This is a genomic window from Bacillus cereus group sp. BfR-BA-01347, from assembly GCF_022663835.1.
Taxonomy (GTDB): domain Bacteria; phylum Bacillota; class Bacilli; order Bacillales; family Bacillaceae_G; genus Bacillus_A; species Bacillus_A thuringiensis_K.
Window position 1 is genome coordinate 186,629 of record NZ_JAKUGG010000004.1, and the last position, 12,208, is coordinate 198,836.

The window sequence follows — 12,208 nt, forward strand, 5'->3', positions numbered from 1 at the left end:
ATATGCTGTTTTATGATGGAATCCGGTGAAGAAGCACACGCTCTAATTCGATGGCCTTTTTTAATATCTATGCCGTTTCTTCAAAATTTCCAATATATCATCTGTGTAAAAAACATACTCCACTCTTCTTTAGTTAAAAGTTTTTGGTTCTGTAACGACCTGATAGATGTTACTAATAAAACTTACACTAGAAATTTAAATATTCTTTTGAGTATTTTCAAATGAAAACATAGTACCCTCACTATTTGATTGTAAAGTGTATTTTATATCGAACATCTTTGATATATCTTCAATATTTTTCAAACCAAGTCCTGTACCTTTACTATTTATATCAAACCCAATCCCATTATCTCTAAAAGAAACAATATCTTCATCTATAATAATTTTGAGGTTTTTAGCTTTTGAATGTTTTAGGACATTTTGAAAAATATTATCAAATAACCTTTGAATCCATAACTCATTACTATTCCATATCAACTCTTTATCTTGTGGATTATATACTAATTCAATTTTATGAATGCTATACAAATAGCTCCATTTTTTAATCATATTTTCTATTAAATTATGTATATTAACTTCATCATTCACAATATAAGTATTCTCTAAGGTCTCTGTAGATTGAATATTAAATTCGTTAGTTAAATCACTTATATATTGTATCTGCTCATACATTGATTCAAGTACTGGTGCTTGTTCCTTGTACTCACCTTCTAAACAATATAATTGTAATCTGACCGCTGTTAAGGGTGTATTAATATCATGCCGTAATTTATTTAATAGTTCCTTTTTTATTTGTTCCTGTTGTTGTAGTTCTAATTCTCGATAAGTTGTTCTTTCTATAAGCAAGTTCACTGATTTAATCAGCTCTCCCATTTCATCATCGCTTTTAACATTTATTATATTAGGGATTTTTTTATCACTAGCTAAATCTCGAATCGTTTGATTTAATACATTAATTTTATTTAATACTGTGTTAATCGATTTTGAAAATACAAAAGCTAATATTAATAATGATAATAAAAATATGATTAACATCGTAGGATATGCATAGGATTCGTGAAAAGGAATGTTCTGATTTTTAGTTTTAAAGACAACATTATAAATAACTGATACTAAGATACTAATTGATAACAATAACAGTGGTACGCTAATAATAGCGGAGAATAATAGTAACTGATATTTTTTCTTTAAATTCATTTCTTCATATAGGTATTTAATCTATACCCTTCTCCATATATGTTCTGAATAATATCACCTGTTTTATCATCAATTTTGGTTCTAATTTTCTTTATATGTACGTTCATGATATTTTGATTTCTATCTTCGAGTTGCCATAGGTAATCATAGAAGTGTTCTTTAGATAAAACTCTATCTCTATTTTCATATAAATAAAAGAATATTTTACGTTCAATTGCTGTAAAAGCAACTTCATTACGCAAATCATTAATAAAAACTCTTTTATATTCTGCATCTATAAATAAATGGTTAATTTGCGTGAACGTACCATATTGATTATCTAACATTTTCTGAATCCTTAACAACAACTCTCTAGGGTCAAAAGGTTTTATCATGTATTCTTCTCCAATGGTCAAACCTTTTAGTTTACTATCCATATCATTCCTTGCTGATAGAAATATAATTGGAATATTTAATCCTAGATTTTTTATTTTCTTTGTAATTTGATAACCATCTTCGCCTGGTAACATAACATCCATTACGACTAAATCTATTTCATGAATTATATCAAGAACTTTCCTTCCCTCTTTCTCCCAACACACACTATACTTCTCACGCTGTAAAATTTTTTGTAATAAATCTCCTATAATCAAATCGTCTTCAACAATTAATATGTTATATACTTTCATTATGTAAGCCTTTCATCGCTAAAGTTACAATTGTTTAGTTCTTCACTACTTTATTCTTAATAAAATCCATAGCAATTTTGTATATTTCATCAGGAGCATATAAATAAATACTATGTGTACCTTCAATTATTTTTACATCAGCTATTAATAACTTGCTAGCAAACTCCTTATAATCTTTGTTTTTTTGCTTTGTATACTTCGAATCTTTATATTGCCTAGCAATTGCATCTATAAATAACATAGGTGTTTCTTTTGGGATCGATAAAGAATTTGATTTTTTACCGTTATTGTAGCTTTGTAAAAGTTCTTGCTTCATATCATCATTAAAAGCCCGCTTATACGTAAGCGCTTTATAAACATCTTTTTCCTGTTCGTTTAAAAAGGATTGACGAATGACTTCGGGATTATAAGTAATAGAGGGAGCTAATCTCTGAAAACCAATTTCCGTTAAAATATTCATCCCTTTTATTTTTAATGAATCAACCATACCTATTTTATTAGTCACGTACTGTTTAGGTAAACCAATATCTAACGCAATAATCCCTTTTACTTCACTTGGATATTTTTGTGCCCAATAAATGGCCTCAATACCCGATAAAGAGTGTGGTACTAAGATGTATGGTGGTTTATTCCCACTTCGAATAAGCGCTTCTCTTGTTTGTTCTAGTATCGTATCAATATCTCTATCATCTTGAAAAACATCACTGTATCCATAACCAGCTCTCTCAATTACAGAAATCTTGTTTTCTTTCGAAAATTTACTGTATAAGCCTTTCAACTCATAAACAGGAGCGGCAATTCCAGATCCGGCCATAAATACAAACGTATCTTCCCCGCTCCCCTCATTATAAACATTCACTTTTTTATTATCGAAATTAACAAGTTCACCTTTATTGTTCATTAATTTCGATTCCATTTTTAATTGACAGTTATGATATATAAATACAGCACCTGTACCAAAAAAAATAATACTAATACACATTAAAAAAATTATTTTCACTAACCTCAATATTTTTTTCATTTGACACCCCTTTCAGACTATACTAAAAGGGTACAATGTAAAAATAAATTTCTAATAAATTTTTCAAAATTAATATTTATTCTTGGTTTCTAAGGCTGGAGCATTTTTAATACCTACGCAAAACCCTCAAAGTCTCCAATATATCATCTGTAAAGGCTGTGCCACCCTCTGTCTCTAAAACTCTAAAATATAAACTTCTTAAGAAAGCTCTAATATTTTGTACTAAAATATCATACTGAGGATGCGGGATGTCTTCAACGATTGCTATACTATGTAACCAGTTGCTCCACTCTTCTTCTGTTAAAAGATTTTGATTACGTAACGACATAATTGGCGTTACTAATCTCTCATCCTCAAAGTGTATGTAAACATAGTCATTTAGGCGAACTTTCTGACGAACAGCAGCCAATATTGCATATGAAAATTCACGATTTTGTATTGTACGAGCTAACGCATCGAGTGCATCAGCAGCATGTGCAGTAGAGTGTGCCCATCCTTTTCCTTCTACGTAACCCCTTACATCCTCTTCTAAATAGACATATTCCAGCACTTGTTCTGTCACGCTGTATAGTTGTTCTTCAGATAATAGCGGCTCTCTTTCATGAACCGATAAAATAAGTGGCGGGATTAATACAGAGAACGCACGTTTAAATACAGAATCTGTTCCCTTTTCACCAATTTTATAAAATAAATAATCAGGGCTAATTGCTTGTAGCATTAGTCCTCTTAACTCTTTTTGTCTAAATACATCATTTGTAATCCATTTATGAAGCGTACTATAAATTAAATCATCACGTAATTCAGCATCAGGTGAACCGATATAATCTAGCATCCACTGTGCATATGGATATGCATCTACGTCTTCTGGTACAGCATAATTGTTATTTTTAATTTGTAGCAGTTCTTCTTTTAATTCTAGTACTTCATTCATTATATTTTTTCTCCCCTTTTTGCGTTTCTTATTGCCTTATCCCCCGTTTTTCACTTTCTAAAGCTAATATAATTATACGAGAATTATAACTATTAATAAAAGGCTATACATATACTTTTGATTGTGTATTACATTCGCTCTTGAAATATAACTTCTGGATTTGCTAAATCAGTATTCTGAAATACAACATCCGCACACTCTTTCGGATTATGCTCATCTATATACATCTTACAGGCAGCATGATATCTGTTTAAAAACATCTTCTCTGCTTCTTCATAACTTCCAAAAGCTTCAGTTTCCCGCTTAGCACCACGTTTTCTCGCAATCTCAAAATTTGTATCTACAAAGATTTTGTAATCAAATAAATGCGCAACGTCTTTTTTCAATAGAAACGTTCCATCTACTATTAATATCATATTTTGCGTGGCCAATAGCGGCTCATTATGTACAGGCATATCCGTTATTAAGTTATGAGAAATCGTTTCATATTGTAAATTCCCGTTAGGTCCTAAAGGCATTAATAATCTTTCTTTGAAAGCTGTATAATCGTGTGCATCTTCATAATACCCCCTTGCAGATTCTTTTCCTTTTGCATAGCGAATCACTCTTGGATTATGAAAATCATCAATGCTGGCGCGTGTTACTGGTAATCCTCGTTTTTTTATTTCTTCCGCTAGTTCGTTTGCAAATGTTGTTTTTCCTGATGCTGTAATACCACTTACTCCAACTCTTGTTGGATAGGTTAAGTTTAGCTTTAAAATATAATCTGCAATTTTTTTGATTTGTTGTTTTCGGTTCATGATATCTCCCTTTACATTTAGTTTACATAATATTATTACAAGTAATAATACATGTCGCTATTTGTCGGTAAGTCGATATTCTTTATCGAATCGTCGATATATCGAAAAAATCGTTGATATATTTTAAGTTACGATAGATATATTTGAAAAATCGTTGATATATTATGAATGGCTTACTTTCCCTTAAACCCTCGATATAAAGCGGTCCGTAATTCTTGTTTGTATTCTTCAATTTCGGGCATATCGAGTTCTTCTGCTAGTCTGATAGCTAATTCAATATCATACGGTACACGTACGAGTTGAATGGAAAAGCTTGCGGCTTCTTTTTCATTGTACGTTCCTTCAAATATTAAATAAGAAGCTTGTGTAATTTCAAGAGGATTTCCTACGCTACCAGCATTACATAACGTTTTTCCTCTGAAATTTTGAACGAATGCTTGGTGAACGTCACCGTAGCAAACGACATCTGGCTTTCTTTCTCCTTCTATGTTCTCTGTGACCTCACTGTTTTCGAACATACTAACACGCTCTTCTCTTGAAGCGTGCGGTTGAATTCTTTCATATAAACTTCTCGGTGAAGCGTGGAACATACGAATCAATTTGCCACTCATAAAAAATTCGATTGAAAATGGTAAGCTTCTTAAATAATCATTTTGTTCTTCCGATAATTGTTTTTGATGCCATTTTAACGCTTCAAATTCAGTCGGTTTTGTAATAAAATCATCCCAGTTACCCATTACAACTACTTCACATTCTTTACGAATGATTTCAATTACTTCGCTAGAATGAGGGCCTTTTCCGACTAAATCTCCAAGACAAATAATGCGTTCAATTCCTCTTAATTTAATATCTTTCAGTACAGAATCTAATGCCGGAATATTGCCGTGAATATCTGAAATTACTGCTATTTTATCCATATGAATCCCTCCATTACTTATAGTTTATTATATCCTCATGTTGTGATTGATACCATTTTGGAATATAGGATGAAAAATGATTATGATCTTCTAAAATTCTGTTCAATCTTTCTTTCATATCATCTACTAAATGGGGCATGCTTCGGTTTGTCCATACGATATCCGCTGGGAATGTCATTGCTGCATATAAGGAGTACAGTTTCCAAAAATGAAGTGACGGTTCTCCCCCGCAATAACCATGAACTTGTCCAACTGCAAATGGTTTACTTATTCTTGTAGTAAAAATCGCTACGTTATAGAAATCGTGTATTGGATCGCCAAAATCATATCCACCAAAATCGATAACGATAAACTCCTTATTATGAATCATACTATTTGCTGGATGGAAATCATCGTGTAAAAAGGTGATTGGACGATTTTTCAATAAATACTTATGATTTTCTACAAAGGTTAATATGGGCTTCAAATCGAGAAATTTCACCTCGTAACCTTCTAATGCTTCTATATATCTTTCATACTTATTCCATCGAACCGTTTCCCATTTATTACTTACACTTTCTTTTTCAATTGAATGAATCCTCTTTAATACTTCCCCTGCTTTTCTTCCTGCATAATACTGTTCTTCCACCGATAGCTTCCCTAAACCTTCTTCACCATTTACACCTTGGACCCATTCAAATACTTGAACACATTTATTTAATTCCTCAAGTTTTATGAAATGAATTAACTTCGGCGTTGGAATATGTAATAACTCTAATTGTTTCATATACGTATATTCTTCTTGTTTACGTTCAAAATGAACAGCATCACATACTTTTACAAAATATGTTACTGTGTTTTCTAACTCTATTTTATATTTCTCTTCATGTGAAAAACCTTTCGAAATAGCTGTACACTTTACAATACGAGGCCATTCTAGTTCTCTCTCTATCTCTCTAAGCATTTCTTCCACAACTTTCACCTCTATCAATATATGTACAAACTACCTAACACTTCATGCTCTCGTTTATTTTCACCTTTAAACTCCACTGCAAATGGATATTCGCCATGATTTTTTTTGTATTCTTGCACTAGACCTTCTCCAACCGGTTCACAAAACTGCACATGAATGTCACCAAACGATACACTTTGACACTCCGCATTCCATTCTTCATTTTTCACGACCGAGCTTGCAGTTAACTCCATTACTTCTTTCCATTTCTGCACCGTTTCTCGAACATTTTTCACCGCATAATGAACCGTTTCAATTTGTTGTACCTTGTTTTTATGTTCCGTGATTGTTCCAATGTTACGTAAATCTTTTCTTCTTTCTTCATCTGTTTCATTCCATTGTATAAAGAAAGGTAATTTCGGCCCGTTCTCTTCTTGCTTTACAAATAACATTTTCCATTCTAAAAGGCGACCATCTTTTCTCATACGTTTCCCTTCAAATGGTCCTTTTGTTTGTAAACCGTATTTACTAAACTTATCTGCTAATTCTTCAATGGCATCTGTTCGAATTGCGATTTGTAGCATCCCTTCGCCATCTTGTAATTTCACTACCGTTTCTTGTACTAACGGATTTTCTGCTTCTTTCGCTTTTTCTTCATGTTGAACTGCTAAAAATTCTATATATGATAAATCAAAATAACTTAAACTATTCCAAGTACCCCAATTCGTATGCTCTCCGCCTAATACAGTATGAAATCCAAGTTCCTGCATTTGTTTTGCTGCTTCCTCCGGTGTACCATGTACTGCGTGTACGAGATGATCGAATCGTAACATGTCTTTCTCCCCTTTCTCTCCATCCTTTTATTGTATATTTTATTTTTCTTTCATTCAATTCAAAAAACTTTAAAACCCAGTTGATTTATACGATTAATATGTATTATAATGAAACAAATTTAATTATTGCTGATTGGAAAAACCAAAGGCACTTTTCTCATACGGGAAAAGTGCCTTTTTCATTTATTATTACAGGGGGATTTTTTATGCAGAAATTAATTGTCTTTGCTATTATTGGATTTTTCGCTCAATTAATCGATGGAGCGCTTGGAATGGCGTACGGGGTAACGTCTTCCTCTTTATTATTAATGTTTGGTATTGCACCAGCTGTCGCTTCCGCATCTGTTCATTTAGCTGAAGTCGTTACAACCGCGGCTTCTGGTGCATCTCATATCAAATTTGGAAATGTTGATAAATATACAGTTTCCAGGCTTACATTGCCAGGAGCAATTGGCGCATTTGTTGGGGCATGTTTTTTAAGCAATTTACCTGGTGATGTCATTAAACCGTACATTTCTGTATTTTTATTTACTTTAGGGGTTTATATTTTATTACGATTCATCATTCAAAAACAAATTGTTGCTTCAAAAAAACGTATGTCTGCAAAACAACTTGTGCCGCTTGGCTTATTCGCTGGATTCGTTGATTCAACTGGTGGTGGTGGCTGGGGTCCGATTACGACACCTGTACTTTTAGCAAGAGGAAATGAAGCGAGAAAAGTTATCGGATCTGTAGATACGAGTGAGTTTCCTGTTTCACTCGCTGCAACAATTGGCTTCTTCATCTCACTTGGCTGGGAACAAGTAAGCTGGGTTTGGGTATTTGCGTTAATGCTTGGCGGTATTGTCGCTGCACCAATTGCTGCATGGTTAGTTCGCATCGTTCCAGCACATTTACTTGGCGTATTAGTTGGCGGTCTTATTATCTTCACAAATATTCGTACACTGCTTACTACATTTAAAGTGGATCCAACTATTATTTCACTTTCTTACGTTGCAGTTGGTCTTGTCGTTATTATTTCTATTTTCATTGCTGTTCGAAATCATTCCAATCGGCCTAACGCATCAACGGCTGAGTATCCGAATGATCAGAAGCAAATGCTACCATAACTATAAAAATACCGCCCAATTTAGAGCGGTATTTTTTATTTTTCTATTTTCCAATTAATCATCGTTTCTGTAGCATTTACTCTCTTCATATGTAACTTTTCTAAAACACGCATCGAACTATAGTTATCTAGGAGTGTCTCTGCAATTATTGTTTCTACCTCTCCTGTTTTGAAAGCCCAATCGATTAGTTCTCTTACAGCTTCTGTTGCATAGCCCTGATTCCAATATTTCTCAATAAATCCATAGCCAATTTCTACTGTTTGATCCTCTTTTGGTTTCCCTTTAAACCCGATATCACCTAAAACGCTATCATCTTCTTTCCGAAGAACATACCACGCCCCCCATGGTAATAAAGCCGAATCTTGTTTTACATTCTCTACATGCCCTACAATATGCGGACCGCTATTATATCCTTGCTCGTTAGCGACTTGAATACTCTCTTCTGTACACGGCACTATATAGAGCCTTTCTGTTTCTAATTTCATTTTGATTTCCCCTTTTTGCTTAAACGTTACTCTAATTATAACAAATAATATGACTTTATCATGAATGTCGAATTATATTTTTCTGAATTTTCTTTTTATTTAGAGGGTTTTTCAATATTTTTTGCGAAACATTTGTATAACAATTTTTTCTTTGCTTATTGCTACATAATAGTAGGTTCGGGTGGAGTTTTGCAAGCGTTTCCTATACAATAACCGATATTTTTTGACTTTTCTTAACAAAATATCTTGCAATATATTCAGAAAGTCATTACAATTGCCATATATTAAAAATCTTAGCAATATATAAATCCTCATCAATCCGATGAGGTAGAGGTTGCGACTTTTAAGAGTACGACGGACGAGACACAGAGAATGTCAGCTGACTCCGTTTGAAAGGAAAAGTTGCCGAAGTTTATATTTCTTCTCTGGAAATATGAGCTGGGGCTGTCTCCGAAAGGAACAGAACTGTCACGTTTACAAAATTACCGTGTAAACGTGGGGTGCTATCTTAACGGAAGGGTATGATGGGGTGGTTATTTGTGAAACGTTCCGCCAAATTCCTTTGGCGGTTTTTTGTATTTTTCTCCCCCGCTCCTTCCTAACCTACAAGAAAAGGAGTGTTGAACATGAATAGCGCAACAAATCAATCTACCTCTAAAACGCAAACTACACAAGGACAAGGTGAATTAAAACGCGGATTAAAATCGCGTCACCTTACGATGATTTCTCTCGGTGGTACAATCGGTACCGGACTATTTCTTGCCAGCGGTGGTGTCATTCATTCAGCTGGTCCTGGCGGTGCACTAATCGCATACGCCGCAATTGGAATTATGGTATATTTCTTAATGACAAGCTTAGCTGAACTTGCAGCTTACATGCCTGTTACTGGATCTTTTAGTACGTATGCAACAAAATTTGTTGATCCATCACTTGGTTTTGCACTTGGATGGAACTATTGGTATAACTGGGCGATTACAATTGCGGCAGAACTAGCGGCCGTAACATTAATTATGAAATTTTGGTTCCCAGATACCCCTTCTCTTATTTGGAGCGGATTATGTTTAGCTATTATTTTCCTTTTAAACTACTTATCTGTTAAAGGGTTTGGTGAATCTGAATATTGGTTCGCACTTATTAAAGTAGTTACTATTATTATCTTTTTAATTGTTGGTTTCATGATGATTTTCGGAATTATGGGCGGCGAAACGGTTGGATTCAAAAACTTCACTGTTGCAGATGCACCATTTAACGGCGGTATCATGGCAATTATCGGTGTATTTATGGCAGCTGGTTTCTCTTTCCAAGGAACTGAATTATTAGGAGTAGCTGCTGGTGAAACATCTGATCCAGAACGTAATATTCCGAAAGCAATTCGTTCGATCTTTTGGCGTATTCTTTTATTCTATATCCTTGCGATTCTCGTTATCGGTTTATTAATTCCTTATACAACTGAAAGCCTTGCAGCAAGTGATGTAACAGTAAGTCCATTTACACTTATTTTTGAAAAAGCGGGCGTTGCCTTTGCTGCTTCTGTTATGAACGCTGTTATTTTAACTGCTGTACTATCTGCTGGTAACTCTGGTATGTATGCATCAACTCGTATGCTTTGGGATTTAGCTCGCCAAGGAAAAGCACCAAAATTCTTAGGCAAATTAGATAGCCGCGGTGTACCTGTTAACGCGTTAATCGTAACGTCAATTGTTGGTAGTATTGCTTTCATTGCTTCTTTATTCGGTGACGGTGTTGTATACATTTGGTTATTAAACGCATCTGGAATGTCTGGCTTTATCGCATGGGTTGGAATCGCAATTAGTCATTACCGTTTCCGTAAAGCATATATCGCACAAGGAAAAGATTTAAATGACTTACCATATAGAGCAAAATGGTTCCCATTTGGTCCAATCTTCGCATTTACACTTTGTATCATCGTAATTTTAGGACAAAACTACGGGGCATTTATGGGTGAATCAATCGATTGGAATGGCGTACTCGTTTCTTACATCGGTTTACCACTCTTCTTAGTACTATGGTTAGGATATAAATTTACGAAAAAAACAAAAGTGATTCCACTTGATAAATGTGAACTAAAATAAAGTGAAACGAGCAAACAAATTTGTTTGCTCGTTTTTTGTTGCAAACCTCTTTGCTTCCCTATTGCTCCTGTTTTTGCAATAATAAAGGAAATATAAATAAAGGTTGGGATACTATGAACATTCATATTACTGATGAAGCAAAAGCAGCTATACATAGATTAGAACGTGAAGACAAAAAGATCATTCGCATTAGAGGGACAATGACAAACTCTTGTAGTATTTTCGTTGATGTCGATTTAATTTGGGATACATATAACGCAGATGATGTTGTATATGAAGATGCAGAGCTTATCGTACAAATGGATTCATTCACGAAAGACTACACTGGTGATACAGTGAAGCTTGATTATAAGACGACTGGTTTTAGTATTACGACTCCGAGTGAGACGTTAGTTTATGGATTGTCGATAAAAAAATAACAATTGCTTTTAACTGGCCACCGAGGTGAAAAAATGGGTAAATACGTTCCATTAAAATTTTTATTCAACGAAGAATTAGCAGAAAAAATGGCTGATTCTATTTGTAAATACGATCCGAATTTCTCTAAAAAAACTTTGTATCCTCTGTAACATGTAAAGTTGAAGGTTTAGAGTTAAAACAACGTATTGAAGTAATAGCAGATGAATTACAAAATGCTTTACAAAAAGATTTTAATGCAGCAATACATATATTACTGAAAACATTAGGACCAGAAAATACAACAGAAGTAGGCACGTTTACAAATGGATATATGTACATGCCTCTTGCAAAATACGTTGAAAAATATGGACTTAACAACTTTGAAACCTCATTCAACGCCATGTATGAAATAACGAAAAGAAATACTGCTGAATATGCCATTCGGCCTTTTCTTGAAACATACCATGAAGACACACTAAATATATTACAACAGTGGATTCATGACGAAAACAGCCACATTAGAAGATTAGTTTCTGAAGGTACAAGACCAAGGCTTCCTTGGGCTAAAAAAATAGGAGCTCTGAAAGGTGACTTTAAGTACAATTTACAGCTTCTTGAACCATTAATGAATGATACTTCTAAATATGTCCAAAAATCAGTAGCCAATCATATTAACGATATTACGAAAGAAGATAAAGAACTCGTTTTTCAATGGTTACAGCAATTACGTGATAAACAGCATCCTATTAATCCTTGGATTATAAAACATGGGTTAAGAACAGTTATTAAAAATGGTACTTTACCAAAAGATTTTTATTTTTGAG

12 protein-coding genes, 1 pseudogene and 1 riboswitch are annotated in these 12,208 nt (G+C 33.8%); of the genes and pseudogenes, 4 read left to right on the top strand and 9 right to left on the bottom strand.

What is annotated here, in order from left to right; genetic code table 11:
• Window positions 1-195: 195 nt before the first annotated feature.
• The 8 genes from MR143_RS09130 to MR143_RS09165 form a co-directional block, all read right to left on the bottom strand.
• Window positions 196-1,197 carry a sensor histidine kinase gene (locus tag MR143_RS09130; RefSeq protein ID WP_001049596.1) on the bottom strand — a complete coding sequence of 334 codons (1,002 nt, stop codon included), beginning with the start codon at window positions 1,195-1,197 and terminating at the stop codon, window positions 196-198.
• Entirely contained in the window at window positions 1,194-1,865 is a 672-nt protein-coding gene (locus tag MR143_RS09135; protein WP_000870368.1) for a response regulator transcription factor, read from the bottom strand. The genes MR143_RS09130 and MR143_RS09135 overlap by 4 nt, the downstream gene beginning before the upstream one ends.
• Window positions 1,866-1,899: 34 nt before the next feature.
• Window positions 1,900-2,886: an alpha/beta fold hydrolase gene (locus MR143_RS09140; protein WP_000722771.1), complete on the bottom strand. Its 987-nt coding sequence runs from the start codon at window positions 2,884-2,886 to the stop codon at window positions 1,900-1,902.
• Between the two features lie 106 nt (window positions 2,887-2,992).
• On the bottom strand, window positions 2,993-3,817 hold the full coding sequence (locus MR143_RS09145; RefSeq protein ID WP_242280712.1) for a DUF2785 domain-containing protein: 825 nt from the start codon (window positions 3,815-3,817) through the stop codon (window positions 2,993-2,995).
• A gap of 128 nt (window positions 3,818-3,945) precedes the next feature.
• A complete protein-coding gene (locus MR143_RS09150; RefSeq protein ID WP_001080544.1) occupies window positions 3,946-4,617 on the bottom strand; it encodes a nucleoside/nucleotide kinase family protein in 672 nt (223 codons plus the stop codon).
• Between the two features lie 173 nt (window positions 4,618-4,790).
• The gene (locus tag MR143_RS09155) at window positions 4,791-5,534 is read right to left on the bottom strand and encodes a metallophosphoesterase family protein (RefSeq protein WP_000357617.1); all 744 of its coding nucleotides are present in this window, start codon (window positions 5,532-5,534) and stop codon (window positions 4,791-4,793) included.
• Window positions 5,535-5,547: 13 nt separating this feature from the next.
• A complete protein-coding gene (locus MR143_RS09160) occupies window positions 5,548-6,486 on the bottom strand; it encodes an aminoglycoside phosphotransferase family protein (protein WP_000392072.1) in 939 nt (312 codons plus the stop codon).
• A gap of 14 nt (window positions 6,487-6,500) precedes the next feature.
• Window positions 6,501-7,298, bottom strand: coding sequence for a VOC family protein (locus MR143_RS09165; RefSeq protein ID WP_000943347.1), 798 nt, complete (start codon window positions 7,296-7,298; stop codon window positions 6,501-6,503).
• 98 nt (window positions 7,299-7,396) lie between these two features.
• Between MR143_RS09165 and MR143_RS09170 the strand changes: the two genes are divergently transcribed.
• On the top strand, window positions 7,397-8,407 hold the full coding sequence (locus tag MR143_RS09170; RefSeq protein WP_002181419.1) for a sulfite exporter TauE/SafE family protein: 1,011 nt from the start codon (window positions 7,397-7,399) through the stop codon (window positions 8,405-8,407).
• Between the two features lie 35 nt (window positions 8,408-8,442).
• Here MR143_RS09170 and MR143_RS09175 read toward each other — a convergent pair whose 3' ends face one another.
• On the bottom strand, window positions 8,443-8,892 hold the full coding sequence (locus MR143_RS09175; RefSeq protein ID WP_000764634.1) for a GNAT family N-acetyltransferase: 450 nt from the start codon (window positions 8,890-8,892) through the stop codon (window positions 8,443-8,445).
• Between the two features lie 320 nt (window positions 8,893-9,212).
• A riboswitch (Lysine riboswitch) is annotated at window positions 9,213-9,406 on the top strand.
• 112 nt (window positions 9,407-9,518) lie between these two features.
• On the opposite strand from MR143_RS09175, the gene MR143_RS09180 reads away from it, so the two are divergent.
• The 3 genes and pseudogenes from MR143_RS09180 (at window position 9,519) to MR143_RS09190 (ending at window position 12,207) form a co-directional block, all read left to right on the top strand.
• Window positions 9,519-10,985, top strand: a complete 1,467-nt coding sequence (locus MR143_RS09180; protein WP_001083386.1) for an amino acid permease — start codon at window positions 9,519-9,521, stop codon at window positions 10,983-10,985.
• Between the two features lie 113 nt (window positions 10,986-11,098).
• On the top strand, window positions 11,099-11,404 hold the full coding sequence (locus tag MR143_RS09185; RefSeq protein WP_001020817.1) for an iron-sulfur cluster biosynthesis family protein: 306 nt from the start codon (window positions 11,099-11,101) through the stop codon (window positions 11,402-11,404).
• A 33-nt stretch (window positions 11,405-11,437) separates the two neighbouring features.
• A pseudogene (locus MR143_RS09190) lies at window positions 11,438-12,207 on the top strand (DNA alkylation repair protein).
• Window position 12,208: the final 1 nt, after the last annotated feature.

What these genes read in the sequence shown, in the direction of transcription:
- MR143_RS09130 (WP_001049596.1), bottom strand. Translation starts at nt 1,197, where the DNA reads ATGAATTTAAAGAAAAAATATCAGTTACTATTATTCTCCGCTATTATT.
- MR143_RS09135 (WP_000870368.1), bottom strand. Translation starts at nt 1,865, where the DNA reads ATGAAAGTATATAACATATTAATTGTTGAAGACGATTTGATTATAGGA.
- MR143_RS09140 (WP_000722771.1), bottom strand. Translation starts at nt 2,886, where the DNA reads ATGAAAAAAATATTGAGGTTAGTGAAAATAATTTTTTTAATGTGTATT.
- MR143_RS09145 (WP_242280712.1), bottom strand. Translation starts at nt 3,817, where the DNA reads ATGAATGAAGTACTAGAATTAAAAGAAGAACTGCTACAAATTAAAAAT.
- MR143_RS09150 (WP_001080544.1), bottom strand. Translation starts at nt 4,617, where the DNA reads ATGAACCGAAAACAACAAATCAAAAAAATTGCAGATTATATTTTAAAG.
- MR143_RS09155 (WP_000357617.1), bottom strand. Translation starts at nt 5,534, where the DNA reads ATGGATAAAATAGCAGTAATTTCAGATATTCACGGCAATATTCCGGCA.
- MR143_RS09165 (WP_000943347.1), bottom strand. Translation starts at nt 7,298, where the DNA reads ATGTTACGATTCGATCATCTCGTACACGCAGTACATGGTACACCGGAG.
- MR143_RS09170 (WP_002181419.1), top strand. Translation starts at nt 7,397, where the DNA reads ATGTATTATAATGAAACAAATTTAATTATTGCTGATTGGAAAAACCAA.
- MR143_RS09175 (WP_000764634.1), bottom strand. Translation starts at nt 8,892, where the DNA reads ATGAAATTAGAAACAGAAAGGCTCTATATAGTGCCGTGTACAGAAGAG.
- MR143_RS09180 (WP_001083386.1), top strand. Translation starts at nt 9,519, where the DNA reads ATGAATAGCGCAACAAATCAATCTACCTCTAAAACGCAAACTACACAA.
- MR143_RS09185 (WP_001020817.1), top strand. Translation starts at nt 11,099, where the DNA reads ATGAACATTCATATTACTGATGAAGCAAAAGCAGCTATACATAGATTA.